At 73.2% G+C, this 26,837-nt stretch carries 21 protein-coding genes; 3 read left to right on the top strand and 18 right to left on the bottom strand.

Translation table 11 applies throughout. The features are described 5' to 3' along the window. The first annotated feature begins 2 nt into the window (after positions 1 to 2). Positions 3 to 1,238, top strand: a complete 1,236-nt coding sequence (fes, locus tag DXZ73_RS34305; RefSeq protein ID WP_116216069.1) for an enterochelin esterase — start codon at positions 3 to 5, stop codon at positions 1,236 to 1,238. A gap of 28 nt (positions 1,239 to 1,266) precedes the next feature. Here the strand turns inward: fes and DXZ73_RS34300 are convergent, their stop codons facing one another. From DXZ73_RS34300 to DXZ73_RS34290, 3 genes are read right to left on the bottom strand one after another with little or no spacing between them, the layout of a single operon-like run. Beyond that, a complete protein-coding gene (locus DXZ73_RS34300) occupies positions 1,267 to 2,637 on the bottom strand; it encodes a DHA2 family efflux MFS transporter permease subunit (protein WP_116216068.1) in 1,371 nt (456 codons plus the stop codon). A 47-nt stretch (positions 2,638 to 2,684) separates the two neighbouring features. Then, the gene (locus tag DXZ73_RS34295; protein WP_116214830.1) at positions 2,685 to 2,885 is read right to left on the bottom strand and encodes an MbtH family protein; all 201 of its coding nucleotides are present in this window, start codon (positions 2,883 to 2,885) and stop codon (positions 2,685 to 2,687) included. Between the two features lie 4 nt (positions 2,886 to 2,889). Continuing rightward, positions 2,890 to 10,065 carry an amino acid adenylation domain-containing protein gene (locus tag DXZ73_RS34290; protein ID WP_116214829.1) on the bottom strand — a complete coding sequence of 2,392 codons (7,176 nt, stop codon included), beginning with the start codon at positions 10,063 to 10,065 and terminating at the stop codon, positions 2,890 to 2,892. 140 nt (positions 10,066 to 10,205) lie between these two features. Here DXZ73_RS34290 and DXZ73_RS34285 point away from each other — a divergent pair, with 140 nt between their 5' ends. Then, positions 10,206 to 11,330 carry a M20 family metallopeptidase gene (locus DXZ73_RS34285; protein WP_116214828.1) on the top strand — a complete coding sequence of 375 codons (1,125 nt, stop codon included), beginning with the start codon at positions 10,206 to 10,208 and terminating at the stop codon, positions 11,328 to 11,330. A gap of 61 nt (positions 11,331 to 11,391) precedes the next feature. Here the strand turns inward: DXZ73_RS34285 and DXZ73_RS34280 are convergent, their stop codons facing one another. Continuing rightward, positions 11,392 to 12,399 (bottom strand): ABC transporter substrate-binding protein, encoded by a 1,008-nt coding sequence (locus tag DXZ73_RS34280; protein WP_116214827.1) that lies wholly within the window; start codon positions 12,397 to 12,399, stop codon positions 11,392 to 11,394. Between the two features lie 156 nt (positions 12,400 to 12,555). On the opposite strand from DXZ73_RS34280, the gene DXZ73_RS34275 reads away from it, so the two are divergent. Further along, positions 12,556 to 13,356: an ABC transporter ATP-binding protein gene (locus DXZ73_RS34275; RefSeq protein ID WP_116214826.1), complete on the top strand. Its 801-nt coding sequence runs from the start codon at positions 12,556 to 12,558 to the stop codon at positions 13,354 to 13,356. An 18-nt stretch (positions 13,357 to 13,374) separates the two neighbouring features. On the opposite strand, the gene DXZ73_RS34270 is transcribed toward DXZ73_RS34275, so the two are convergent. The 14 genes from DXZ73_RS34270 to DXZ73_RS34205 form a co-directional block, all read right to left on the bottom strand. Next, positions 13,375 to 13,938, bottom strand: coding sequence for an RNA polymerase sigma factor (locus DXZ73_RS34270; RefSeq protein ID WP_240351616.1), 564 nt, complete (start codon positions 13,936 to 13,938; stop codon positions 13,375 to 13,377). A gap of 138 nt (positions 13,939 to 14,076) precedes the next feature. After that, positions 14,077 to 15,297, bottom strand: coding sequence for a glycosyltransferase family 39 protein (locus tag DXZ73_RS40180; protein WP_205519288.1), 1,221 nt, complete (start codon positions 15,295 to 15,297; stop codon positions 14,077 to 14,079). Between the two features lie 192 nt (positions 15,298 to 15,489). Then, positions 15,490 to 15,876 (bottom strand): GntR family transcriptional regulator, encoded by a 387-nt coding sequence (locus DXZ73_RS34260; protein WP_116214825.1) that lies wholly within the window; start codon positions 15,874 to 15,876, stop codon positions 15,490 to 15,492. A 55-nt stretch (positions 15,877 to 15,931) separates the two neighbouring features. Beyond that, positions 15,932 to 16,918 carry an ABC transporter permease gene (locus tag DXZ73_RS34255; protein ID WP_116214824.1) on the bottom strand — a complete coding sequence of 329 codons (987 nt, stop codon included), beginning with the start codon at positions 16,916 to 16,918 and terminating at the stop codon, positions 15,932 to 15,934. Next, positions 16,915 to 17,868 carry an ATP-binding cassette domain-containing protein gene (locus tag DXZ73_RS34250; protein ID WP_425315888.1) on the bottom strand — a complete coding sequence of 318 codons (954 nt, stop codon included), beginning with the start codon at positions 17,866 to 17,868 and terminating at the stop codon, positions 16,915 to 16,917. The genes DXZ73_RS34255 and DXZ73_RS34250 overlap by 4 nt, the downstream gene beginning before the upstream one ends. Positions 17,869 to 18,024: 156 nt before the next feature. Then, a complete protein-coding gene (locus DXZ73_RS34245; RefSeq protein ID WP_116214822.1) occupies positions 18,025 to 19,266 on the bottom strand; it encodes a serine hydrolase domain-containing protein in 1,242 nt (413 codons plus the stop codon). 291 nt (positions 19,267 to 19,557) lie between these two features. Continuing rightward, positions 19,558 to 20,964, bottom strand: coding sequence for an MFS transporter (locus DXZ73_RS34240; RefSeq protein ID WP_116214821.1), 1,407 nt, complete (start codon positions 20,962 to 20,964; stop codon positions 19,558 to 19,560). An 85-nt stretch (positions 20,965 to 21,049) separates the two neighbouring features. Further along, positions 21,050 to 22,273: a cytochrome P450 gene (locus DXZ73_RS34235; protein WP_116214820.1), complete on the bottom strand. Its 1,224-nt coding sequence runs from the start codon at positions 22,271 to 22,273 to the stop codon at positions 21,050 to 21,052. 47 nt (positions 22,274 to 22,320) lie between these two features. Continuing rightward, complete coding sequence (locus tag DXZ73_RS34230; RefSeq protein ID WP_425315887.1) at positions 22,321 to 22,509, bottom strand: rubredoxin; 189 nt, start codon at positions 22,507 to 22,509, stop codon at positions 22,321 to 22,323. After that, a complete protein-coding gene (locus tag DXZ73_RS34225) occupies positions 22,506 to 23,369 on the bottom strand; it encodes an alpha/beta fold hydrolase (RefSeq protein WP_116214819.1) in 864 nt (287 codons plus the stop codon). Before DXZ73_RS34225 ends, DXZ73_RS34230 begins: the two co-directional genes overlap by 4 nt. Further along, positions 23,366 to 24,466, bottom strand: a complete 1,101-nt coding sequence (locus DXZ73_RS34220) for a fatty acid desaturase (RefSeq protein ID WP_116214818.1) — start codon at positions 24,464 to 24,466, stop codon at positions 23,366 to 23,368. The genes DXZ73_RS34225 and DXZ73_RS34220 overlap by 4 nt, the downstream gene beginning before the upstream one ends. Positions 24,467 to 24,480: 14 nt before the next feature. Continuing rightward, a complete protein-coding gene (locus DXZ73_RS34215) occupies positions 24,481 to 24,780 on the bottom strand; it encodes an acyl carrier protein (RefSeq protein ID WP_116214817.1) in 300 nt (99 codons plus the stop codon). A 58-nt stretch (positions 24,781 to 24,838) separates the two neighbouring features. Continuing rightward, on the bottom strand, positions 24,839 to 25,786 hold the full coding sequence (locus DXZ73_RS34210; protein ID WP_205519287.1) for an acyl-CoA desaturase: 948 nt from the start codon (positions 25,784 to 25,786) through the stop codon (positions 24,839 to 24,841). Between the two features lie 89 nt (positions 25,787 to 25,875). Continuing rightward, positions 25,876 to 26,823: an acyl-CoA desaturase gene (locus DXZ73_RS34205; protein ID WP_116214816.1), complete on the bottom strand. Its 948-nt coding sequence runs from the start codon at positions 26,821 to 26,823 to the stop codon at positions 25,876 to 25,878. Positions 26,824 to 26,837: the final 14 nt, after the last annotated feature.

The raw sequence follows: 26,837 nt of genomic DNA, 5'->3' as shown, positions 1-26,837 counted from the left end.
AGATGCAGAGCCCGATACTCCGCGAGCTCGCGGAAGCCGTTCGACAGGGCAGGCCGCACGCCCTCGAAGACTTCTGGCAGCGCGCCGCGGCGACCGGCACACCCCTCGTCGAGCCCGACGCCACCGACCCCTCCTACCGCCTCGTCACCTTTCTCCGGCGGGACGATCCCCGGCGGCCCGCCACCGACGTCCTGGCCCTGCTGCACACGGTCACCGACAAGGACCGGCACGCCCATGACCTGAGCCCGCATCTGATGGCCAGGGTGCCCGGCACCGACGTGTGGGCGATCGGCCACCGGCTGCGGGCCGACCACCGGGCCGCGTACCAGTTCTTCGTGGCGCACGGGCCCCGCGAGGAGACGCTGCGGACGGACCGTCCGGCGTGGCTGCGCGTGCTGGACTCGGCCGTGCCCGACCCGCTGAGCACCCGCCCCCCGCTGCCGTCGCGCGACGGCCGTCACCCGTCGTCCGTGCTGGAGCTCCCCGACGCGCCCGCGCAGCCCTGGGCGCTGCCGCGCACGGACGTGGCGCGGGGCGAGCGGGTGGCGGCGGAGGTCGACGGGAGGCGGGTGACGGTGTGTCTGCCCGCCGGTCACGGGGGCGCGGAGAGCGGCCCGTACGCCGTGGCCGTGGTGCTGGACGGCGAGATGTGGGGGCCCGTGCTGGGCTTCGGCGACACGCTGGACAACCTGCACGCGGAGCGGGCCGTCGAGCCGACGGTCGCGCTGCTGGTGGACACCATGGGCCGGGACCGGCGGATGGCGGACCTCAGTTGCAGCGAGAAGTTCGTGGACTGGCTGGCGGACGTGCTGCTGCCGTGGGCCGCGGAGCGGTACGGCGTGACGGCGGATCCGGGGCGCACGGTCGTCGCGGGGCAGAGCGCGGGAGGGCTGACGGCGGCGTTCGCGGCGTTCCGCAGGCCGGAGCGGTTCGGGAACGCGCTGTCGCAGTCGGGGTCCTTCTGGTGGCCCGACGGGACCGAGTTCGACAGCGGCAGCGAGTGGCTGACCCGGCAGTACGCGCTGCGCGAGAGGCTGCCGGTCCGCTTCCGGCTGGAGGTGGGGCTGCAGGAGTGGATGCTGCTCCCCCAGAACCGGCACCTGCGCGATGTGCTCAGGGCGCGCGGCTACGAGGTGGCGTACGAGGAGTTCAACGGCGGCCACGACTACGCCTGCTGGCGTGGCGGGCTCGCCGCGGGGCTCGCCGGGCTGCTGGGTCCGCGGCCGGCGCGCGGCTGAGCGCGCCGGCCGCGGAAAGTCCCGCGGATCAGGCCGCGGCCCGGGCCTCCAGATCCTCCGGCTCGTCGTCGAAGGACGGCGGGGCGGGGGCTTCCCTGGGCAGCCGGAGTGCGCACAGCGTCCCCAGCGCGACCAGTCCCGCCGTCGTGAGGATCGCCGCCCGGTACGGCCCGGGGGTCGCGTCGTGCGCGTCGGAGCCGCCCGCGGCGGAGATCACGGCCGCGGTGACGGCGATGCCCAGCGCGCCGCCGAGCGTGCGGACGATGGTGAACAGCCCCATCGCCTGGCCCATGGCCGGGGGCGGCACGTCCGCGAACCCGGCGATCTGGACGGTGAGCACGGCCGTGCCGAGCACGAGTCCGACGCAGAACATCAGGGCCCGTACGGCCCAGGCGTGCTCGGCGACCCCCGGCACCGCGAGGGCGGCGAAGACGGCCGTGGCCAGCATCAGGGCGGGCGCGGCGAGCAGCCGGGGGCCGAGGCGCGGCAGCAGCCGGTCGACGGCCTGCGAGGCCAGCATCAGGCCGAGTGCCTCGGGGAAGACGCTGAGCCCCGCGTCCAGGGCGGAGGCGCCGAGCGCCGCCTGGTAGAGCAGCGGGAAGGCGAAGAGGACGCCCATCAGCCCGGCGGAGGTGACGAGGGCGAGGACGGTGGCCGAGGCGAACACCTTGTCGGCGAGGAGCCGCAGTTCGAGCAGCGGGTCGGCCGTCCGGAGCTGGTGGACGCAGGCCGCAGCGAGGAGGACGAGTCCGAGGGCCGCGCTCACGGCGATGCCCGGGGAGGTCCAGCCGTGCGCCGGGCCGAAGCCCAGCGCGTAGGTGAGGAGCCCGAGCGCGGGGGTGGCGAGCAGGAAGCCCGTGCGGTCGAAGCCGCCCGCCGTGCCCTCCACCTGTTCGCGCAGCCCGAGCACGCCGAGCAGGACGGCGGCCGCGCCGATCGGCACGTTGACGAAGAACAGCCAGTGCCAGGAGAGGTGTTCGGTGAGGAAGCCGCCCAGGGGCGGGCCGAGCGCCGGCATCAGGGCGGTCGGCACGATGAGCACCTTCGACAGCTTCATCCGCTCGTGCGGCGGGAAGGCGCGGAAGAGCAGGGTCATGCCGACGGGGGTGAGCAGGCCGCCCGCGATGCCCTGGACGACCCGGGCGAGCACGAGCGCGGTCAGGCCCTGGGCGAGGCCGCAGGCGGCGGAGGCCGCGGTGAAGACGGTGAGCGCGCCGAGGAAGACCCTCTTGGTGCCGAAGCGGTCGCCGAGCCAGCCCGCGACGGGCAGGGCGACGGCGAGCGCCACCAGGAAGGCGACCTCGACGGTGTTGGCGGCCGACACCGGTTCGCCGAAGTCCCGGGCGATGGTGAGCAGCGCGGGGTTGACGATGGTGGAGTCGAGCCCGTTCATGCACATCGCCGCCGTGTAGACGATCACGACGGCGATGCGCGGCGGTATGCCCCTCACCGGGCTGCCGGGGTCAGGTCGGTCCAGTGCTCGGTGATCCAGTCGAGGGCGGTCTGCCGCTCGCAGGGGCCGTGGGCGATGGTCCAGCCGCCGGGCACGGCGGCGAACCCCGGCCACAGGCTGTGCCGGCCCTCGTCGTTGACGAGGGCGTAGAACTCTCCGTCGCCGTCGAAGGGGTTGGTGGGTGCGTCGCTCATGGGGTCAGTTCTCCAGGTTCCGAAGGTGGTCGCCGATGACGCGGGCGATGTGTGCGATCGGGGCGGGCAGGGTCATGTCCTTGTGCGAGCAGGCGACGTCGGTGTTGTCGATCCGCCCGGTCACGTACGGAGCCCAGGTGTCGGGGGTGAGCTCGTCGTCGATGGTGTCGACGGTGGCGCGGAAGAAGAGCACGTCGCCGTGGAAGACGCGGTGGTCGAAGGCGCGCACCAGGTGGTTGGTGTTGAGGTAGGTGGCGTTGAGCGCCTCGATGCGCGTGTCGTCGAGGCTGGCCAGCGGGGAGCCCTCGCGGCGCAGCACCTCGGTGACGTGGGCGAGTTCGAAGGGCCTGCCCTCCAGGCTGTCCGGTCCGTAGCCGCCCATGGCGAGCAGGGCTTCGAGGGCCTCTGCCTGGTCGGGCACGGGCAGCTCGCGGAAGCCCTCGGCAGGGTAGGCGTCGAGGATGGCGAGGGTCTCGACCTCGTGGCCGAGGTCCTGCAGGCGGGTGGCCATGGCGTGGGCGATGATGCCGCCGGTGGACCAGCCGAGCAGCCGGTACGGGCCTTCGGCCTGGACCTCGCGGAGCCGGTCGACGTAGTGGGCGGCGAGCTCCTCCAGGGTCCGCGGCAGGGGCTCGCCCGCGGTGGCCGGGCCGACGCCCTGTGCCTGGAGGCCGTAGATCGGCACGTCGGCGGGCAGGTGGCGGATCAGCCCGGCGTAGCACCAGCTGAGGCCGCCGGCGGGGTGGACGCAGTAGAGGGGGGCCCGGTCGCCTTCGGCGGCGGGGCGCAGCGGGAGCAGCACGTCCAGTTCGTCGGTGCGGTCGGTGGCTTCGAGTGCGGTGTCCAGGGCGGCGGCCGTGGGTGCCTGGAAGATGGTGCCGATGCCGACGTCGGCGCCGAGCGCCGCCTTGATCCGGCCGGCGAGGCGCACGGCGAGCAGCGAGTGTCCGCCGAGGTCGAAGAAGTTGTCGTCGACGCCGACCCGGGGCAGGCCCAGGACGTCGGCGAAGAGGGCGCAGAGCTGTTCCTCGCGGGGTCCGCGCGGGGCGCGGCCCTCGGTGACGGCGGCGGTGAGGTCGGGGGCGGGGAGGGCCTTGCGGTCGAGTTTGCCGTTGGCGGTGAGCGGCAGCCGCTCCAGGAGGACGACGGCGGACGGCACCATGTGGGCGGGGAGTCCGGCGGCGGCGTGCTCGCGCAGGGCGGCCGGGGTGGTGTCGGCGGCGGGGACGACATAGGCGACGAGGCGCTTGTCGCCGGGGGCGTCCTCGCGGACGACGACGGCGGTGTCGGCGACGTCCGGGTGGTCGGCGAGGACGCCCTCGATCTCGCCGAGTTCGATGCGGAAGCCGCGGATCTTCACCTGGTGGTCGGCGCGGCCGAAGTAGTCGAGGTTGCCGTCGTGGCGGCGGCGGGCGAGGTCGCCGGAGCGGTACATCCGGGTGCCGCTCTCGCCGAAGAGGTGGGCGAAGGGGTCGGCGACGAAGCGTTCTGCGGTGAGGGCGTGCCGGCCGAGGTAGCCGCGTGCCAGGCCCTCGCCCGCGACGTACATCTCGCCGGTGACGCCGGGCGGCACGGGCTGGAGGTAGCGGTCGAGGACGTAGACGCGCAGGTCGGGGATGTTGACGCCGATGGTGCTCGACGCGCCCGCTGCGGCCTTGGCCCGGTCGAGGGCGATGTGGGAGACGTGCACGGTGGTCTCGGTGATGCCGTACATGTTCACGAGGGTGGGGGCGTCGTCGGCGTGGCGGTCGTACCAGTCGGCGAGGCGGGCGAGTTCGAGGGCCTCGCCGCCGAAGACGACGTAGCGCAGGGCAAGTTCGGTGCCGGGGTTCTCCTTGTCGGCGGCCATGAGCTGGTAGAAGGCGGAGGGCGTCTGGTTGAGGACGGTGACGCGCTCGTCGGCGAGCAGCCGTAGGAAGGCGGCCGGGTCGCGGCTGACGAGGTGGGGGACGACGACGAGCCGGCCGCCGTGCAGCAGGGCGCCCCACAGCTCCCAGACGGAGAAGTCGAAGGCGTAGGAGTGGAAGAGCGTCCACACGTCGTGCTCGTCGAAGCCGAACCACTGGTCGGTGGCGGAGAACAGCCGGGCGACGTTGTGGTGGGTGACGGGGACGCCCTTGGGGCGGCCGGTGGAGCCGGAGGTGTAGATGATGTAGGCGGTGTCGGTGGGGCGCACCGGGCGGGTGCGTTCCTCCGCCGCGAGGTCGGTGGTGGCGTACGCGTCGGCGTCGGTGCCGTCGACGAGGACGGTCGGCAGGTCGTGGGAGGGGATGCGGCCCGCGGTCGCGGTGTCGGTGAGGACGGCGGCGGGGGACGCGTCCTGGAGCATGTAGGCCAGCCGGTCGGCGGGGTAGTCCGGGTCCAGGGGGAGGTAGGCGGCACCGCACTTGGCGACGGCGAGCAGGCCGACGACGAGTTCGAGGGAGCGGGGCAGGGCGAGCGCGACGACGGAGTCCGGGCCGATGCCGCGCGAGGCCAGCAGGCGGGCGAGGCGGTTGGCGCGGGCGGACAGCGCGGCGTGGTCGAGTGTGCCGCCCGCGCAGGTGACGGCGGTGCGGCCGGGGTGGCGGCGGGCGGCGTCCTCGTAGAGCTCCACGAGCGTCTGCTTGGACGGCTCGGGTGCGGGGGTGCCGGTGTTCCACTCGACCAGGCAGCGGTGCTGTTCCTCGGGGCCGAGCAGCGGGAGCCGGCCGATGGGGGTGTCGGGGTCGGCGGCGGCCGCGGTGAGCAGCCGGGCGAGGTGGGTGGCGAGGGCCTCGGCGGTGGCGCGGTCGAAGAGGTCGGTGCGGAATTCGAGGAAGCCGGTGATGCCGCCGCCGGGCCGCTCCCCCGCGTTGAGGGTGAGGTCGAACTTGGCGGTGCCGGAGGGGATCGCCCCGGTGCGGGCGGTGAGGCCGGGCGCCATGGTGAACTCGCCGTCGGGCAGCGACTGCCAGGCCAGCATCACCTGGAAGAGGGGGTGCCGGGCGAGGGAGCGGGGCGGGTTGAGCTCCTCCACGAGCCGGTCGAAGGGCAGGTCGGCGTGGGCGAAGGCGGCCAGGGTGCCGGTGCGGACGCGGTCGAGGAGCGTGCGGAAGGTGGGGGCGCCGGAGGTGTCGGTGCGCAGGACGAGGGTGTTGACGAAGAAGCCGACGAGGTCGGCGGTCGCGTCGTCGTCGCGCCCGGCGACGGGGGTGCCGAGGGGGATGTCGGTGCCGCAGCCGTAGCGGGTGAGGAGGGCTGCGAGGGCGGCCTGGACGGTCATGAAGACGCTGGTGCCACTCTCGCGGGCCAGGGCCTCGACGGCGGCGTGCGCGGTGGCGTCGAGGTGGAAGGGGACGGTGTCGCCCGCGGAGGAGGCGACGGCGGGGCGGGGCCGGTCGGTGGGGAGTTCGAGCTGGTCGGGGAGGCCGGCGAGGGCCTGCTTCCAGTGGTCGAGCTGCCGGGTGGCCAGCGGGGTGGGGGCGTCGGCGGTGCCCAGGAGGCGCTGCTGCCAGGCGGTGTGGTCGGTGTACTGCACGGGCAGGGGCGGCAGTTCGGGGGCGCGGCCCCGGGATCGCGCCGCGTAGGCGGTGGCGAGGTCGCGGGCGAGGGGGGTGGTGGAGGCGCCGTCACCGGCGATGTGGTGGAGGAGGAGCAGCAGGGTGTGGCGGTCGCCGCCGCCGCTGAACAGCGTGACCCGCAGCGGGGGTTCGGCGGCGAGGTCGAAGCAGTGGCGCACGGCCTCGGTGAGGTCGGCGGTGAGGGGCTCGACGTGCAGCTCGGGGTGTGCCTGGCCGGGGGTCAGGATCCGCTGGTGGGGCTCGTTGTCGAGGGCGGGGTAGACCGTCCGCAGGGTCTCGTGGCGGTCGGTGAGGTCGCGGAGGGCGAGGCGCAGGGCGTCCTGGTCCAGGGGGCCGGAGAGGGTGAGGAGGAGGGGGATGTTGTAGGTGGGGCTGGGGCCTTCGAGGCGGTGCATGAACCACAGCCGCTTCTGTGCCGGGGAGAGCGGCATCCGGTCGGTGCGGGGCACCGGCAGGAGCGCGGGCCGCTCCTCGGCGGCGGCTGTGTCGTCCAGGTGGGCGGCGAGGCCGGCGGGGGTGGGGTTGGCGAAGACGTCGGCGAGGCGGAAGTTCTCGTCGACGGCGTCGCGGACGCGGGAGGCCAGGCGCCCGGCGAGCAGCGAGTGGCCGCCCAGTTCGAAGAAGTCGGCGTCGGCGGAGGGCGGGGTGTCCAGGGCCAGGACGTCCTGGAAGAGGGCGCACACGAGCTCTTCCCGCGGGGTGCGCGGCGCCCGGTGGCCGGTGCCCGTGGTGGGCTCGGGGTCGGGCAGGGCCCGGTGGTCGAGCTTGTCGTTGGCGGTGCGCGGCAGGGCGTCGAGGGTGACGATCGCGGCGGGCACCATGTGGGCGGGCAGCCGGTCGGCGAGGTGGGCGCGCAGGGTGTCGGGGTCGGCCGGGCCGGTGCCGTCGGCGGGCACGACGTAGCCGAGCAGGCGCTTGCCGTGCGCGGTGTCGCGGGCGATCACGGCGGCCCGGCCGACGGCGGGGTGCGCGGCCAGCGCGGCCTGGATCTCGCCGAGTTCGACGCGGAAGCCGCGGATCTTCACCTGGTCGTCGGCGCGGCCGAGGAATTCGAGGGTGTTGTCGGGGCGGCGGCGCACGAGGTCGCCCGTGCGGTACATGGCGGCTCCGGGCTCGCCGTGGAGGGCGCCGAAGGGGTCGGCGGTGAAGCGTTCCGCGGTGAGGTCGGGGCGGCCGAGGTAGCCGCGGGCCAGGCAGGCCCCGGCGATGTAGAGCTCGCCGGTGACGCCGGGCGGGGTGGGGCGCAGGGAGGTGTCGAGGACGTACGCCCGGGAGGCGCGGACGGGGCTGCCGACTGCGGTGCCGTCCGCGCCGGGCACCCAGGAGTAGGCGTCGACGGTGGTCTCCGTCGGCCCGTAGAGGTTCAGGGGGTTGAGGCCCTCGGTCGTGGCGAGGCGCCGCCACAGCGGTTCCGGCACGGTCTCGCCGCCGACGACGACGGTGGCGGGGCGGTGCCGGCCGGCGTCCAGCAGGCCTTCCGCGAGGAGGGCCTCGACGTAGGAGGGGGTGGCGTCCAGGTAGTCGATGCGGTGGTCGTGGACGTACGCGGCGAGGGCGGCGGTGTCGCGGTAGCCGGCGTCGTCGAGGAGGTGCAGCTCGTGGCCGTGGACCATCCAGATGACGGGGTCCCAGGAGGCGTCGAAGGCGAAGGAGGCGCTGTGGGCGACGCGCAGCCGGTCCCGGCCGGCGCGTGCGACGGCGGGCGCGATGTGGTCGGTGCCGTGTCCGGCGTGGAGGTTGGCGAGCGAGGCGTGGGTGACGACGACGCCCTTGGGGCGGCCGGTGGAGCCGGAGGTGTGGATGATGTACGCGGCCTGGCCGAGCGCGGGCGCGTCGGGCGCCGTGGCGGGCCGGGCGTCGATCCGGGCGCGGGTGGCCGGGTCGTCGAGGAGCAGGGTGGGTATGGAGTGCGGGGGCAGTCCGGCCACCGCGTCGGCGGTGCCGACGACACAGGCGGGCCGGGTGTCCTCCAGGACGGCGGCGAGGCGCTGTTCGGGGTGGCCGAGGTCGAGGGGCTGGCAGACGCCGCCCGCCTTGAGGACGGCGAGCAGGGCCACGACGGTGTCGGCGCCGCGGGGCAGGGCGAGGGCGACGGGGGTCTCGGCCCGTACGCCGGCCGCCCGCAGTTCGTGGGCGAGGCGGTTGGCGCGCTCGTCGAGGCGGCCGAAGGTGAGGGCTTCGCCGCGGCTCCGTACGGCGACGGCGTCGGGGGTTCGGGCGGCCTGTGCGGCGAAGAGTTCGGGCAGGGTGCGGGTGACGGCGGGCTCGGCGCGTCCGGCGGTGGCGCGGTGGACCTCCTCGGCGTCGAGGAGGTCGATGGTGCCGACGGGCCGGGCGGGGTCTTCGATGAGGAGGCCGGTGAGCGCGTCGAGGTAGCGGAGGAGGGCGTGTTCGTGCCCGGCGAGCGAGGCGTCGTCGTAGCGGGCGGGGTTGGCGTCCAGGCCGAGCCGCAGGGAGCCGTCGGGGGCCGGGGTGGCGGCCACGGCGAGGTCGTCGACGGGCCCGGCGGCGAGGTTGCGGACGGCACCGGGCAGCCCGCCGAAGTCGAGGTCGCCCTCGAACGCCTTGATGTTGACCATCGGCCCGAAGAGCGGCTGCGCGGTGCCGGGGAGCTGGAGGTCGCGGCGGAGGTCCTCCAGCCGGTAGCGCTGGTGGCGACGGACGGCGCGCACTTCGAGGACGACGCGGCGCAGGAGCGCGGCGCCGGTGTCGTGGGGGTGCACGGCGATGCGCAGCGGCATGACGTTGACGGTCATGGCGGGGGTGCGCAGGGCGGCGGGCCCGCGACGGTTCATCAGCGGCAGGCCGAGGACGATGTCGTGGGCGCCGGAAACGCGGTGGAGGTATCCGGCGGTGGCGGTGATCAGGAGCTCGGCCCAGGTGGCCTTGGCGGCGTCGGCGGCCCTGTCCAGGCGGTCCATGGTGCCCGCGGGGAGGGTGCCGGTGCGGCGCAGCACGGTGCCCGCGGGGGCGGCGGGGCCGGTGGAGAGCGAGACGGGGTCGGGCCGGCCGGCGAGGCGCTCGCGCCAGAAGTCACGGTCGGCGGCGAGGTGTTCGCCGGTCCGGTAGGCGGCCTCGTCGTCGACGAGCTCGCGGAGGGTGCCGAAGGGGTTGGCGGAGGGCTCCCGGCCCGCGGCGAGGGCGGTGTAGACCTCGGCGACGCGGCGGCCTATGAGGGTCAGGGCGTAGGCGTCGACGGCGAAGTGATGGACGCGCTGGTACCACCGGTAGCGGTCGTCGGCGACGCGCAGGAGGGCCTGGGTGACCAGGGGGCCCTCGGTGAGGTCGACGGGGCGGTCGAGGTCGGCGCGCATCCAGGCGTCGGCCTCGGCGCGGGGGTCCGCCGCGGTGCGCAGGTCGATCCGGTGGAGGGCGGGTTCCGCGGGCGCGATGCGCTGGGTGGGGTCCGTTCCGGCGTCCCCGGCGACGGCCAGGAGGGAGAGGGTCTCCGCCTCGGCCGTGGTGTGGCGCAGGGCGCGCTCGAAGAGGTCCTCGTCCAGGCGGCCGTCGATCTCCACGCAGTCACCGGTGTTGTAGACCGGGTTGCCGGGGTCGAGCTCCTGCGCGTACAGGATTCCCGCCTGGGCGGCGAGCAGCGGCAGCGCGGCGGGAACAAGCTCGACCTGGTGGTGACGCATGGTGTGGGAACTCCCGTTGGACGACGGCGATCTGGGCACACCGGTACCCCCCGGTATGTCAGCTTAGGTAAGCCTAAGCTATTTTTTGACTGCCCGTGAGAGTGCTTTCGAAAGCGGGTACGACGAACAGGAGCCAGACCATGACCGCGGCCGACGGCCTCAAACCCGCCCTGCGCGCACGCGTGCTCGCCCACCGCGAGGACCTGCTCGCGCTGAGCCGCCGCATCCACGCCCACCCGGAGACGGCGTTCGCCGAGCACCGCGCCGCCACCTGGTGCGCCGACTTCCTGCGCGGGCACGGCTTTTCGGTCACCGCCCCCGCGTACGGCCTGGACACCGCGTTCTGCGCGACGGCCGGTTCGGGCCCGGTGACCGTGGCCATCGCCTGCGAGTACGACGCGCTGCCGGACCTCGGGCACGCCTGCGGCCACAACCTGATCGCCGCCGCCGGGCTCGGCGCGGCGCTCGCCCTGGCCCCGCACGCCGACGAACTGGGCCTGACCGTACGGGTCCTGGGCACCCCGGCCGAGGAGCGCGGCGCGGGCAAGGCGCTGCTGCTGGAGGCCGGCGCGTTCGACGGCGTGGACGCGGCGATGATGGTGCACCCGTGCCCGTTCGAGGTAGCGGAGTTCCGCTCGTTCGCGCTGGGCACCCTGTCCGTGACGTACACCGGCAGGGCCGCCCACCCGAGCCTCGATCCGCACGAGGGCCGCAACGCCGCCGACGCCCTGACGGTCGCTCAGGTCGCGCTGGGGCTGCTGCGCCAGCAGCTGCCGCCGCAGTGGAAGGTGCACGGGGTGACGACGGGCGCGGGCACGGCGCCGAACGTGATCCCCGACCGGGCGACCGCGGAGTACGAGATCCGCGCCTCGGCCGCGGAGGATCTGCGGGAGCTGCGCGAGCGCGTCGAGGCGTGCTTCCGCGCGGGCGCGCTGGCCACCGGCTGCGAGGTGGAGCTCACCCGCCCCGAGCCGGACTACCTCGACTTCCGCACGGACGCGCGGCTCATCGCCCTCTGGCAGGAGAACGCACGGGCGCTGGGGCGGCCCGAGCCCGAGCGCCGGGAGGCGTTCGCCTGCACGGACATGGGCAATGTCTCGCACGTCGTGCCGTCGATCCATCCGGTGCTGGACATCACGGGCGGCGCCTGCGGTCCGCACGAGGCGGAGTTCGCGGATGCGGCGGTCTCGCCCCGGGGCGAACAGGCCCTGCTGGACGGGGCGATAGGCATGGCCTGGACGGCCGCGGACTTCGCCGGGGCGTAGCACCGGGCGGGAAGGGAACCGCTTCCGGTCCCTTCCCGCCCGTCCGGCGCCGCCGTCCGGGTCAGGACTTCGACAGCGCCTTGGTGATGTCGTCCACGACGACCTCGCTCGCGATCGGGCCGCCGCGCGTCGACCAGACCGAACCGTTCACGGTCACGGCGTGGTTCTTCTTGACGGCGTTCAGGTCCTTGTACGCGGGCTTTTCCTGCACGTCCTTCAGCGCCTTCTCACCGTCCGAGGTGAGCGTGGAGAGGAACAGCCAGTCGCCGTCGATCTCGTTGATCTTCTCCAGGCTCAGCGCGGGCGCGTGCGCGTTGCCGTCCTTGTCCTGCGCCTTGGGCCGCTTCAGGCCCATGTCGAGGGCGACCCCGCTCGCGAACTGCTTCTTCTCCATCCAGCTGGGGCCGTCCGGGTTCCAGCGCACGATGCTGACCTCGGCGCCCTTGTTGGCGCCCAGGCCCTCGCCGGCCTTCTTGGCCTTGGCCTCGTAGTCGCCGATGACCTTGTTGGCCCGGTCCATCTTGTTGAGCGCGTTGCCGACACCTCGGAAGGAGAGCTTCCAGTCGTCGGTGGGGGCCATGGTGACCAGCGTGGCGGGGGTGATCTCGCGCAGCTGCTTGAGCATCTGCTCGTCCTGCATGTCACCGGCCAGGATGAGGTCGGGCTTGGCGGCGACGACCTTGTCCATCACCGGCTGGAGCAGGTTGCCGACGACGTTGATGTCCTTGACCTTGTCGGCGAGGTAGGCCGGCGGCTTGTTCAGGCCCTGCCCGTTGGTGATGCCGACCGGCTTGACGCCGAGCGCCAGCACCGCGTCCAGGTCCTCCTGAGTGAGCGTCACGATCCGCTGGGGGTTCGCCGGGACCTCGATCGCCTTGCCGGTCGCGTCCTTGACCGTACGCTTCCCGCCCGCCTCCGATGCCGCCCCGGCCTTGTCGTCCGAGCCCTTGTCCGAACCGGAGTCCGAGCCGCAGCCGGTCACCAGCAGCGTGGCCGCCCCCACGGCGGCGAGAACCTGAACCGCGCGGCGCGGGGCGGCGGACAGCAGGAAGCGGTGGGGTGAGGTCATGGAAGGCTCCGGACGTGAAGGGAAAGGGCAAGGCAAAGGCGGTCCGTACGAGAACCCTCGCACTGACCTGCGATAGACATTAGGTTAGCCTTACCTTAAAGCCCTGCCGTACGAGGGTCCACACCGATCGGCGATCTTCTGGAAAGGCCCCTGCCCGTGGAGCTCCGCGTCGAACAGCTCATCGCCGGATACCCCGGCCACCGCGCCGTGGCAGGCGTCGACCTCACCATCCCCTCCGGCCAGGTCGCCGCGATCGTCGGCCCCAACGGCTGCGGCAAGTCGACGCTGCTGCGCACCGTCGCCCGCCTCCACCAGCCCGAGTCCGGGCGGGTGCGCGCGGGCGACGCCGACATCTGGCAACTGAAGCAGCGTCAGGCGGCGCACCGCATCGCGCTCCTCCCCCAGTCCCCGCTGGCCCCCGAGGCCGTCACCGTCGCCGGGCTCGTGCGCTACGGACGCCACCCGCACCAGGGCCTCTTCCGCCAGTGGTCGCGCGACGACGAGCGCGCCGTGACCGAGGCCCTGCGGGCCACCGGGGTCGAGGAGCTCGCCGACCGCCGCCTGGACCGGCTCTCCGGCGGCCAGCGCCAGCGCTGCTGGCTGGCGATGGTGCTCGCCCAGGAGACCCCCATCGTCCTCCTCGACGAGCCGACGAGCGCGCTCGACATCGGCCACGCGGTCGAAGTCCTCGACCTCGTACGGGAGGTGGCCACCGCCGGGCGCACGGTCGTGATGGTCCTCCACGACCTCGCGGGCGCGGCCCGCTACGCCGACTCCGTGATCGCCATGAAGGACGGCCGGGTCGTCGCCCACGGGGCGCCCCACGACGTCGTCGACGCGGCCCTGGTGCGCGAGCTGTACGGCATCGAGGCCGACATCCTCCAGGCCCCCGCGGACGGCTCCCCCGTGGTCGTCCCCGCCGCGCGCCGCACCCCGGCCGTCACCGCCGCCCCGTGAAGACGCGGCCGGGCGGCGTCAGTTCCCGCTGACGGGGTGCAGGACCGGCAGGACCGACGTCAGCTTGCGCTTCGCGTGGCCGATGTGGGACCGCACCATCGACTCCTCGGCCCCGAGGAGGCCCGCGACCTGACCCACGCTGTAGCCGATCACATGGTGGAGGACCAGGGCGTCGCACTGCCGCTCGGGCAGGCGGGCGATGGCCGCGTACAGCGCCATCCGGTTCTCCAGCAGCTCGAACCGCCGCCGGCACTCGTCCGGCAGCCGGTCGACACAGTCGAACGCCGCCGTCACCAGCGCGGAGTCACGGCCGCGCACCGCGAGCCAGGCCGCCAGGTGTTCCTTGAGCAACGACCAGGCGTAGGAGGCGGCGGACGGCCGGCGCAGCACGTGCGGCCACTGCCGGCACAGCTGCCCGAAGACCGCTTCCGCGATCTCCTCGGCCGCCGCCCCGTCCCCGGTGTGGACACGGGCGTACGCACTCCAGCGGTGCGCGTGCATCTCACGGAAGGCGGCGAAGGTGATCGCCAGGCGGCGATTGCCGTTGCGGACCGGCGGGGGCCGGTCCGGTTGTCCAGTCACAGATCCCTCGATCCGTCGTGCGGTGCGTCCAATGAACCGGAAGGCGGAGCTGGTTGTGCGGCAACACGTCAAAAATTTTAACTCTCCGCATCGATGCGATTACTCACGTGCGACCCTGGGGCGACCGGGCCCCGGCGCTCAGATCGCGTAGCGCCAGATCGTGAGCATGTGCGCGCCGTACCAGCAGCCGAAGGCCGTCGCCGCCGCCAGGGCGAGCACCGCCGTGCCCGTCCGCGCCCGTGCCAGCGCCCTGGCCGCCGGCACCAGGAAGAGCAGGCCCGGCACCAGCAGGCGCAGCTTCGAGTGGGAGTAGTTGCTCTGACAGAGCGTGAGCACCAGGATGCCCGTGCCGTGGACGAGCAGCGGCGGCCACGCGTCGCGCCGCCAGGCGATCACCGTCGCGCAGACCAGCCCGAGCAGCAGCACGGCCGTGCTCACCGGCACCCACCCCTCGCCGCGGCCGAGCGAAGCGCCGAGGAAGTGGAGGAAGGCGGCCCCGTTGTCCCAGTGGGTGCCCCAGCCGGCCTCCTGGATGGTGAACCACGCGTCCATGTCACCGACGCGCGCGCCCACCCACCACAGATACAGCGGCGTGCCCGCGCAGGCCAGGGCGAGCGCCGCCAAGGGGCGGGCCCGCCACCGGCGTTCCCGGAGCAGCTCCAGGGCCACGGCCACGGCCAGGGCGGCCACCACCGCCGCGGCGGCGGGCCGGGTCAGCCCGGTGAGCAGCGCGAGCGTGCCCGCGGTGAGCCAGGCACGGCGGTGCGCGGCCAGCAGCGTCCCGGCGGCCAGGGCCAGGAACAGCGACTCGCTGTAGGACATGAGGAAGGAGACGGCCATCGGCTGCGCCCCGGCCAGCAGGACGACCGCGACGAGGGCGGTCCGCCGCCCGTACAGCCGGGTGAAGAGGCACTGCGCGACGACCAGCGCGGCGATCAGCGCGAGGTGGGCGGTGACGATGCCCGCCAGTTCGTGGTCGAGGCCGGTGAGCGTGTGGACGATGCGGATCAGCAGCGGATACAGCGGGAAGAAGGCGAGGTTGTTGCCGGTGAGGCTGCCGTCGGCGGCGTAGGAGTAGCCGTCGGGGTAGCCGTTGGCGGCGATGTCGACGTAGAGCTTGCCGTCCCAGGAGAGCAGCCGCTCGCGCAGCCCGGGGTCGCCTGGGCCCGCCATCGCGGACAGCAGCGCGAGGTGCAGCGCCGCGGTGACGGCGTAGATCGCGAGGGGCGGCCACACCAGCGGGAAGATACGTTTCGCCAGGCGCGTGGACGGCGGTTCGGGCAGCGCCGGTCCGGCGCCGGGGTCCACCGCCGGGGCGAGGTCCTTCGTACGGGAGCCGGGTATCGGGACCGGTTTCATGGTGTCGTCATGCCGTTTCGTCAGTCAGGTGTCGGTGGGTTCGCTTTGCCGGGGGCGTCGGCGCCTGCGGCCGCGGTTGCGGAGGCAGGCGCGTCAGCCGCCTCCGGCCCGTCCGGCGAGCGGGCACCGCCGGCAGCGGTGGTGCGGACGGGACGGCCCGCGGCCGAGCGCACACCCCGGCCACGACCCCCGTCACCCCGCGGGGAAGTGCTCCGCGCGTGCCGCCGTGATGAGCGCCGAGACGTCTCCCCAGTCGAGTCCCGCCACGCGCGCCCGGCGCATCCACTCCGCCAGCTCGCCGCGGAGCGGGGAGTCGGCCAGCGGGCTGCGCTGCGCCGGGACGGCGCTGACGAAGGTGCCCACGCCGGGGCGGGGTTCGACGAGCCCCAGGTGTTCGAGCTCCCGGTAGGCCTTCAGCGTCGTGTTGGGGTTGAGCTTGGTCTCCCGCGCGACCCGCGCGGCGGTGGGCAGTTGGTCGCCCTCGGCGAGGATGCCCATCCGCAGCGCTTCCTGGACCTGCTGGACGATCTGGAGGTAGGCGGCCATGCCGCTGTGCCGGTCGATCCTGAACTCGACCATGTCGCTCCGCCCCCTCATGCCGTCCGTGTGCGCGTGGACCGGGCGGCCGCGCGGCTCACAGCGGGCGCCGGCGGACCCACCACAGGGTGAGGCCCGCGACCGCGAGGGCCGCCGCCAGCAGGATCGCGGCCCACGTCCACTGCATGGCGCCCATCTGGTCGTGGCCGAAGTATTCCAGGCGCTCGGCGACGATGCCCTTGTCGGCCCGGCACGCGGCGGGCGTGCGCTCGTTGGAGCAGGCGCCGAAGCCGTGGAGCCCGCCGTGGGCGTCGACGGTCCAGTTGTCGAACCGCGCGCCGCCCTCGGGCACGGGCGGCTGGCCCTGCTCCACCGGGTTGGTGATCACCCGGGGTGTGAAGGGCAGCAGCCGGATCCTGTCCCACACGATCCCCATCGCGAAGAAGAGGCCGAACGTCAGCACCATGGCGGGCAGCACCCGGCGGACGAACACCCCGAAGGCGATGCCGACGGCGAGGTAGAGCAGTGACCAGGCCACCGGCATGGGGCCCGTGGTGTCGAAGTCGCTGCTGCCGGTCCAGTCGCTGAACGTGACGGCGTGCACCCCGTGCCACCACCAGGTGAAGACGGCGGAGAGCGCGACCGAGCACACCAGGGTGACGAGTACCGCCATGCCTGCCTTGGTGCCCAGCCAGCGGCGGCGGGTCATCGACTGGGTCGTCACCAGCTTCAGGGTGCCGCGCTCCAGGTCTCCCGCGATCAGCGGGGCGCCGAGGAAGACGCCCACGACCACGGGGAGCATCGACATCACCCAGGCGCCGTCCTGGAAGGCCGAGGCGTACGACGTCCCCTGGAAGGCCATCCTGAAGTCGCCGTCCGGCATGCCCGCCCGGCCGCCGGCCAGGTAGTCCATCGTCGAGGCGCGCTCCCACAGCATGTTGACGCAGGCCGCCGCCGCGAGGGCCAGGCAGGCCAGGAAGGCCGTGCGGTGCTGGCGCCAGACCAGCCACACCATGCCGCGCAGGACGCGCGGCGGCTGCTTGCCGGTCCCGCTCTCCGACGGTGCCTGAACGGTCGCGCTCATGCGGCCGCCTCCTCTTCCCCGCGGGCCCCGCGGTCCTCGTCGTCCACTTGGGCGTCCGCGGTCAGCAGGGCGGGTGTGCCGGGCGATCGCAGATAGCCCAGCAGCACCTCCTCCAGGCTGGGTGCGGTGACCTTCCAGTCCCCCTCGACCGGGCCGCGCGTTTGGATCAGCGCGGTGAACTGCCGTCCGACGGCGCGTGATTCGACGACGGCGTGCCGGGCGATCTGCGGCGGTACGCCCTCCACGAGGTGCGCTCCGGTGACGAGCCGGTGGGCTCCCAGCAGTTCGTCGACCTCGCCCGCGAGGCGGACGCGGCCCTCGGAGACGGCCAGCAGGTGGTCGCACATGGTGGCCACGTCGGAGAGCTGGTGGGAGGACATCACGACGGTCGTGCCCTGCTCGGCCGCCTCGGCCATCAGCAGGCCCGCGATCTCGTGCTGGGACAGCGGGTCGAGCTCGGCCAGGGGTTCGTCGAGCAGCAGCAGTTCGGGGCGCTTGCCGAAGGCCAGGGCGAGCGCCACCCGGGAGCGCTGGCCGCCGGAGAGCGTTCCCACGCGGGCGCCGAGCGGCACCTTGCCGGACCGTACGATCCGTTCGGCGACCGCCCGGTCCCAGCGGGGGTTGAGCTCCGCGCCCAGCCGCAGGGTCTCCTCCACGGTGAACCGCGGGAACAGCGGCTTGTCCTGCGCCAGGAAGGCGTAGCCGGTCAGCACCCCGGGGTCCGTCACGGGCAGGCCGAAGATCCGCAGACTGCCGGTCGTCGGCCGGGCGAGCCGCGCCGCCATGTTCAGCAGGGTGCTCTTGCCCGCGCCGTTGGAGCCCACGAGCCCGCAGATCGCGCCGGCCGGGAGCCGGAAGGAACAGTCGCGCAGCGCCCAGTTCCGGCCGTAGCGCTTGCCCAGCCCCCGCGCTTCCATCGCCCAGCGGCCCGCGCCGTCGGCTGATCTCATCCCACCCATCGCCCACCTTGCTAATTAACTAGTCAGCTAGTGGAATGAGCATTATGGATCGCGGGACCGCGTGTCAATATGGGGCACAAAAGCTGACAAAAAGGTGCAAGCTCGTCGAGCAGCGACGAACTCGCACCCCCTTTAGGACGTTTTCGCCTATTTCTTCGCGGCCCCTGCGGTCGGCACCGCGCACAGGGCGTTGTCGACGAGCTTCCGGGCGGCGGGGTTGAGGCGCGCCAGGTCGGGGCGGTCCCCCGCGCTGGTGACCGACACCGCGACGGACCGCTTGCCGTCCGGGGTCACGCCGGTGCGGGTGTACGAGCCGAAGCCGTCGCCCTCGTGGTGCCAGTAGCCGCTGCCGCAGGACAGCGGGACCCAGCGCAGCCCGAGCCCGTACCCTCCCTGCGGCCACTCGGCCAGGTCGTCGCTGTCACCGGTCCGGGCCACGGTCCGCTGCATCTCGGCCAGTTGGGCCTTGGGCAGGAGCTTGCCGGTGACGAGGGCGCGGAAGAAGGTGTCGAGGTCGCCCGTGGTGCTGACGACCCCCGAGTCCGCGGTGTGCTGCAGGCTCTGCTCGGTGACGTCCAGCCGCGCGCCGCCGGGCAGGTCGAAGTACACCCGGGCGTGCGGTCCGGCGAGGAAGGGGTTGGCGCCCGCGACAGTGGTGTGCCGCAGGCCGAGCGGGGCGATGACGCGGTGTTCGACCTGCTCGCGCCAGGGCAGGCCGCCCGCCTTCTCGACGATCATGCCGGCGAGGAGGTAGTTGGTGTTGGAGTACGCCCAGCGGGGGTGCTCGCGGTCGGGCGTGAACAGCGGCCGGTGGCGCATCGCCACGGCCACCCACTGCTCGGCGGGCGTCGTGTCGTAGCGGTACTTCTCGAAGTCCTGGGCGAGCGCGCGGGAGAGCTCCGGGTCGTCCACGTAGTCGAAGAGGCCGCTGGTCTGCTGGAGCAGGTCCCGGACCGTGATCCTCGATCCGTCGTTGCCGTTGCCCGACACGACTCCGGGCAGCCACTTCCCGACCGTGTCGTCCAGGGACAGCTTCCCTTCGGCTGCCAGTTGGAGCGCGACGGTGGCGGTGAACGTCTTCGTGGTGCTCGCCACGCGGAACTGCGCGTCCCACGGCACCCGCTCCCCCGTCGCCGACCTGGCGCGGACGGAGCCGCTGCCGGTGGCGACCTCGGCGAGGACGCTCACCTTTCCTCCGGCGGCCTGCACCGCGCGCACGTCCGCCTCCAGGGTGCCGCGGCCGTAGTGACCCCGGTCGCCCGCGGGCGAACCGGTGGCGCTCACCTGCGGCGCCACCGCGATCCCGGCCGCGACGGCGGCGGCCACGGTCACCGCGGCACCCATCCGCCCGGCCTTCGACCGGCGGCTCTTTCGCCCGTACGTCCGCATCGCCTTGTCCCCCTGCTCGTGTCGGCGGCGAGGGCCCTTCCCTCCCCGCGCTCCACCAGCCAATCAGGGGCGGTACGGGCGGGCCAGGGACATGGACCCCCGGTCGGGGTGGGGATAACCCCCCTCTTCGCGGGGGACGGAAAAAGAGCCGGGCGGCCCGTGCGCACGGGCCGCCCGGCCGGGCGTACGTCGTGCCGACGGCCGGTCAGGCCGCGGCCGCGCCACGGGGGCGCGTGAGCTCGGAGGGTTCGGGGGCTTTCGCGCCTCCGGGCTCCACCGGTACGTACACCGTCACGCCGCCTGCTTCTGCCGCGCGCGGGGGATGAAGAGGCACACCACCGCCGCGGCCGCGGCCGACACGAGGACGAACTCCCAGCCGTGGTCGAAGGCGGTGACGGGGTCACCGCCGTGCGGCGCGGCGAGGAAGGCGACCAGCAGGGCGACGCCCAGCACCGAGCCGACCTGACGGGCCATCGTCACCACGGCCGAGCCGGTCGAGAAGCTCTGCGGGGGCAGGGCGGTGACGGCCGCGCCGACCAGCGTCGGCACGACCAGGCCGACCCCGACCCCGGTGAGCAGCATGCCGGGGAGCAGGCCCGCGGCGTAGTCGTGGCCGGTGTCGAGGCGGTAGATCCACCAGGCGATGCCCACGGCGAAGAGCACACAGCCGATCGCGGAGACCGCGGCCGAGCCGATCCGCCGGATCACCGGGCCGATCCCCATGGCGAAGCCGGGGACCATGAGCGGCCCGGGGGCGATGGCGAGGCCGGTCCGCAGCGGGGACCAGTGCCAGACCTGCTGGCACCAGAGCACGGCGGACAGGAGCATCGCGCCGAAGGCCACCGCGAAGAGGAGGTTGGCGAGCGTGGAGGGCCCGACGGCGGGCACCTTCAGCAGGTGCAGGGGCAGGATCGGCGAGGGGTGACGGGCCGAGCCGTAGAGGAAGAGGGCCAGCAGGACGGCGCCCGCCGCCAGCGAGCCGATCGTACGGCCGGAGGTCCAGCCCCAGTCCTCGCTCTTGACCAGGCCGAGGGCGAGGACGGCGATGCCGAGGGTGAGGAGGGCCGCGCCCACGAGGTCGAGCCGGTCGGTGGTGGCGCGGGCGGGGGTACGGGGCAGCACCCGCACGCCGACGACCAGCGCGAAGACGCCGATGGGCAGGTTGACCAGGAAGACCCAGCGCCAGTCGAGCTGGGTGAGCAGGCCGCCGGCGACGGGGCCGAGCGCCGCGGCCACCCCGCTGATGGCGGTCCAGCCGCGGACCGCGGCGACGCGCTTCTCGGGCGGGGCCGCGGCGAGCAGGATGCCCAGGGAGGCGGGGATCAGCATGGCCGCGCCGACGGCCTGGACGACCCGGGCGGCGACGAGGACCCACACCCCCGGCGCCACCGCGCAGGCCGCGGAGGCGACGGTGAAGACGACGATGCCGAGCAGATACGCCTGGCGGGGGCTGGTGCGGTCCGCGAGGCTGCCTGCCGGGACGAGCAGCGCGGCGAAGACCACGGCGTAGGCGTTGAGGATCCACGACAGGGACGCCAGCGAGGACCCGGAGAACTGGTCGCCGATGTCGGGCAGGGCGACGTTCACGATGAACATGTCGAGGTTGGACATCGCAACCCCGGCTACTACGACGGCGAACACTGGACCGAAGCGGGGCTTCGTCGCACTGCCCGCCCGGTCGGCGGCAGTCTGAGTCATCGCTCTCCTCGCTAGTGAGTTTGCTTTTCCAACTCACTGGAGCATACAGCGTCACCCAGCGCTGCCGTAGTGTGACGTGGGCCGCTCACCCGCACTTCACGGGGAGTTGACCGAATCCCCGCTGAACGAGCTGGTCGCGGAAGGTGGGTTCGCCCGCGAGAGCGAGGCCGGGGAAGCGGCGGAGCACGGCGGGCAGCGCGATCTCCGCCTGCATGCGGGCCAGGCCCGCGCCGAGGCAGTAGTGCGCGCCGCCGCTGAGCGTCAGCGCGTGGTTGCCCTGCCGGGCCGGGTCGAAGACGCCGGGGTCCGCGTACTGGCGCGGGTCGCGGTTGCCCGCGGCGATCAGCAGCGTCACCTTCGTACCGGCGGTCACGGGCACCCCGAAGAAGTCGAAGTCCCTGACGGCCATGCGGTTCAGGGCCTGCGCGGCGGGGTCGAAGCGCAGGGTCTCCTCGACGAACCCCGGGGAGAGCGAGGGGTCCTCGCGCAGCCGGTCGGCGTGCTCGGGGTGCTCGACGGCGAGGCGCAGCGCGTTGCCGATGAGGTCCATGGGCGCCTCGGTGCCGGCGACCAGGAGCAGCATGAAGTTGGCGACGAGCTCCTCCTCGCCGAGTTCGCCGCTCGCGTCCCGCAGCCGGACCAGTTCGCTCACCAGGTCGGTGCCCGGCCGGGCGCGCCGCTCGGCGGCCAGGTCGGTGAAGTAGACGGCCAGTTCGTCCATCGCGGCGTCGCCCGGGGCGAGCTGCCTCAGGTCCTGGATGGGTTCGAGGGCGGTGGTGATCGCGCCGATGGCGCCGCGGAAGCCCGGCTGCTCCTCCTCGGGTATGCCGAGCAGCTCGCCCATCACGGCCATGGGCACCCGGAAGGCGAACTCCGCCATGAAGTCGACCGGGGCCCCGTCCGCGCCCAGTGCCGCGAGGCGGTCGACCAGCGCGGTGATGCGTTCCGTGACGACGGGCCGCAGGTCGGCGATGCGGCGGGGGGTGAAGGCCACGCCGAAGAAACGGCGGTAGCGGTCGTGGTCGGGGTTGTTGCTGAAGAGCATGTTCTTGGTGAGCCAGCGCCAGGAGGAGTGGTCCCGCCAGCCGGGCATCATCGCGTCCTGCACGGCGGCGTCGGTGGAGAGCAGGGCGGGCTCGCGCAGGGCCCGGGCGCATTCGGCGTGGCCGGTGACGAGGAGCTGGCCGGGGCCGAGGGGGATGAGCGGGCCGTACGCGCGGAGGGCTTCGTAGAGGGGGTAGGGGTCGCGCTTTCCCTGGGGGGAGAGCAGGGTCATCATGGCGGTGCGGGGGTCTGTGGCGGTGGTCATGGTTCTCCGTAGGTTGTCGGGCGGCCCGGGCGCCGGAAGCAGCGGCGTTACAGCGGGGTCATCACGAAGTCGTCCTTCGTCGTGCCGCAGTCGGGGCACTTCCAGTCCGCCGGGATGTCCTCCCAGCGTGTCCCGGGGGCGATGCCCTCCTCGGGCAGGCCGAGGGATTCGTAGTAGACCCAGCCGCAGACGAGGCACATCCACGCCCTGCCGCCGGATTCCGTTTCCTCGCTCACCGGATGGTCCCTCCCGTCCTCGTTCCGTGTTCGGCGACGAACGCGGAGACGGCGCTCTTCGCCTCCGCGGACATCAGGATGCCCATGTGGCCGCGTCCGGGCGCCTTTTCGAGGCGTACGCCGGGCAGTCCGGCGGCGATCGCCTCGGCCTCGCAGAAGGGGACGACCGGGTCGTCGGGGTCGTGGAGGGCGAGGACGGGGCAGTCCAGGCCCCGGCCGAGGCCCACGACGTCCCAGTGGCCGACGGGCACCCCGTTGCGGCGGTGCAGTTCGGCGTACACACGGTCGACGACGGGGCGCGACAGCCGCAGTTCGTCCCTCGCCCACCCTTCCAGCACCGCCGTGAGCGTGCAGGTGGGGGCGACGAGGGCGAGGCAGTCGACGCTCCGCGCCGGCCGCGCGGCCACGGCGCCGACCGCGGCGATCGACCCCAGCGAGTGCGCGATCACCACGCGCGCGCCGCCGAGCGAGTCCAGGACTGCGCCCACGGCGGTCGTGTACTGCGTCATCGTCGCCCGCGCGCCCTCGTGCACCCCGTGGGCGGGCGCGTCGAACGCGGCGACGCGGTAGCCGAGTTGCCGCAGCGGTGCGATCAGGGAGTACATGCTGCTGCTGTCGGCTCCCCAGCCGTGGACGAGCAGCGCGGTCGGCCCGTCGTCGTCGCCCCACAGATAGCCGCCGCGCACATCGGGGTTCCCCTCGACGGCGAACCTCCGCGCGCCCAGCGGCAGGACGTTGTCGGGCCGGCCGCCCAGCGGGCGGGTCCGGCTGAACACATCGGTCGCCCAGCGCCCGCCGACGCCCGGCAGCACGGCGCCGACCGCGGCGTGGGCGGCCCTCCTCAGCGCGAGCGGTGTCACGACGGCGTCCCCACCGCCGGCGGGGCGTCCACCGGCGCGACCTTCGTACGGGAGAAGTCGGTGTAGAAGCCGGACTCCGTGTCGTAGAAGTGCAGCCGCCGGATGATCCGCGCCAGTTGGCCCACCCGCACCCGCTCCTCGCGGACCATGCCGGGGTAGGCGTCCTTCAGCGCCGCCTGGGCCTTGCGGAGGTTGTAGTACGGGACGACGGGGGCCACGTGGTGGGCGGTGTGGATGGAGATGTTGTGGGTGAGGAAGAGCAGCCACTTCGGATACACGTAGTCGGTCGTCACCAGCAGCCGGCTGGCATTGCGCGTCCAGTGCTCGTTGGTCAGGTAGGGCACGTCGTCGGCGCTGTGGTGCATCAGCGTCGTCGCGCTGAACCACGCGTGGGTGGCGAGCCACGGTGCGACGAAGTAGAGGAAGAAGCCCTCCACTCCCGTGAAGTAGACCAGCGGGGTGAAGTACAGGGCGCACACGGCCAGGACGAAGACGATCGACCGGCGGACGTCGCGGCGCGCCTCCCGCTTGGGGAAGAAGGAGGGCCGGAAGCCCGACTCGCGCCAGTAGTTGATGGTGCCGCCCCAGAACGCCCAGGTCCGCGTCCCGTGGTAGATCACCTTCTCGCGGAACGGCATCCGGTCGTACAGCGCCGCCGGGACCGGCCGCCAGTCCGTGTCCAGCTCAAGGTTGTTGGTGTGGCTGTGGTGCAGGTTGTGTACGTGACGCCAGGCGTGGAAGGGGTAGATCAGGGGCAGCAGGGACACATGGCCGACGGCGAAGTTGAACTTGCGCGACCGGGAGAAGGAGCCGTGCCCGCAGTCGTGGGCGATGCAGTGCAGCCCCCAGCCGCCGAGGCCCGCCACCACCCACAGCGGGATGTACAGCAGCCAGTGCGGCGCGCAGGCGACGCCCACGATCGCCCCGATGTACAGCACCCAGCTGACGGCGAAGCCGAGCAGACCGCGGGCGACCCGGGGTTCGAAGCAGTCCCTCGGGATCGCCGACGCGAGCCGCTCGCCCTCGAGTCGCTCCGACTTGCGGAGGAAGTCCCGGAAGTGTTCGCCGGGGTCCGAGGGGAAGTTGTATGCGGCCATCGTCCCGTGTCCCTTCAGCCGGTCCGGTCGGACAGCCTGAGCTCCCGCGCCAGATGGCCGCTCAGGTCGTCGATGGTCTGGTGCTCGTAGAGCAGCCCCGGGGAGAGCCGTCGCTCGACGACCTTCTCCAGCGCGCCCGACACCTGGACGGCGACCCGGGAGTCGAGCCCGTACGCCTCGAACGACTTGCCCGTGTCGATGTCCGCGGGCGGCACCTCGATCCGCTTGGCCAGGTGGTCGATCAGCCACTGCCGGAGGGATTCCTCCGTCAGCGGGCCGGATATCTGCTGTGCGTCCTTCTTGCGTCCGAACATGTGCCGAGGCTCCTGCCGGTGTGCGGATGGGATGTCGCAGATGGGGGTGGAACGGTGGTCAGGCGGCGGCCTTCACGGCCCGCTTCCTGGCGATGGCCGCCCGGTCCGGTTCCCGCAGGTCCCAGACGACGCCGGCCTTGCCCAGGCCGAAGAGCAGCCAGCCGCTGAGGTCGGGCTCCCACCAGGTGACACCGTGGCGGTAGGAGCCGGGGAACGCGTGGTGGTTGTTCTGGAGGCCCTCGCCGAAGGTGAACGCGGCGACGGGCCAGTTGTTGGCGCTGCGGTCGGCGTTCTCGAAGGGGCGGCTGCCGATGGCGTGGCAGACCGAACCGACGCACCAGGCGGCCTGGTTGGCGACGAAGATCCGCGCCAGCCCGCCGAACACCAGGCCCGTCACGGCCGCCATCGGCGTCCGCTCGACGGCGAGGCCGATCGCCGCCGGGATCAGCACTCCGGCGATCACCCAGGTGGGATAGGTGCGGTGGTACCACATCAGCCGGCGGTCGCGCAGGACGTCCGGGGCGAACACGGTCCACTTGGAGGTCTCGTCGCTCAGCATCCACGGCATGTGCGCGTACCACAGGCCGCGCAGCCTGGCCCGCAGGCTGCGGCCGTGCAGGTTGGGCGAGTGCGGGTCGCCCTCGCGGTCGCTGAACCGGTGGTGCCTGCGGTGCGTGGTGACCCAGAACATCAGCGGGCCCTGGGCGCCCATGGAGCCGGTGACCATCATGACGCCCTCGAAGAAGGGCGACGTCCTGAACGCCTTGTGGGAGAGGTAGCGGTGGAATCCGATGGTGATTCCGCCCATGTGGACGAAATACATCACGCCGAACAGGACCAGGTCCGTGGCCGTGAAGTTCCCGGTCCACAGGAACCAGGCCGCGGCGACGGTGCCGAGGAGGGGCAGGGTCATCGTGGTCAGGGCGGAGAAGCGTTTGATCCGGCGGCTGGCGGGGTCCAGCTTGACGATCGCCGCCGCGAGGGGATCGGCTGTGGTTGCGGACACGAGGGCCGCTCCTTTCGGCTGGGGTTGCGGTGCGGTCTGCAAGGCCGTGTCCAGCGGGGGCTCTGCCCTGCCCGGGAGGGCGCGCCGGCCTAATCCGGCCGCGCGCGCTTCGGGTAGCGGACGTTGGAGACCAGGCCCAGGAGGTCCAGCAGCCGGATGAAGCCCCCCGCGATGTCGATCTGCCAGAACGTGTGCCGGTTGTGCGCCAGTGCCGGCTGCGCGTGGTGGTTGTTGTGCCAGGAACCCCCCACCGACAGCGGTGCGAGGGAGGCGACGTTGCGGCTGTTGTCCCGCGTGCGGTGCGGTCTGCTCCCCAGCGTGTGACCGATCGAGTTGACGCTCCACGTCACATGGTCGAGGAGGAAGATCCGGGCCAGTCCGCCCCAGAGCAGGCCGCCGGCCGCTCCCCGGCCGCTGCCCCCGGTGAGCGCCCAGCCCAGCAGGGCGGGCAGCGCGAGGCCGAGCAGGACCCAGCCGAAGTAGTACGCGTCGATCCTCATCACCAGCCGGTTCCGCAGCAGATCCGGGACGTGCTTGCTCCAGTTCTGCCGGCGGATGGTGAACAGCCAGCCGACGTGGCCGTGCCAGAGCCCGCGCGCCCGGCCGAAGCGGCGGCCGTCCTCGATCGGCCGGGGCGAGTGCGGGTCGCCGTCGCGGTCGGTGAAGGCGTGGTGCTGCCGGTGCGTCGCGACCCAGAACACGATCGGGCCCTGGGCCGCCATGGACCCGGCGATGCCCCAGAACGCGGTGACACCGGGCCTGGCAGCGAAGGACAGGTGCGAGAAGAAGCGGTGGAATCCGCCCTCCACGCCCAGTGAGGTCAGCAGATACATTCCGACGAGCAGCCCGAGGTCAACGGCGGTGAATCCATGAGTCACGGAGAACAGCACCGCCCCGATGAACCCGAGGGTGGGCAGTCCCACGGTGACGTAGGCCAGCCGGCGGGCGAAGGCATCGGTGTCGGGAGCGGCGGCGGGTGTGCCGGCCGGTGCCGTACGGGGCGAGGCGTCGGCGGAGGTCTCGGGCACAGAGGTCATGGGGGGGACTCCCG

This window comes from Streptoverticillium olivoreticuli subsp. olivoreticuli, assembly GCF_003391135.1.
Taxonomy (GTDB): Bacteria; Actinomycetota; Actinomycetes; order Streptomycetales; family Streptomycetaceae; genus Streptomyces; species Streptomyces blastmyceticus.
The sequence above is the reverse complement of the archived record's forward strand: the minus strand, read 5'-3'. Positions and strand labels throughout refer to the sequence as shown.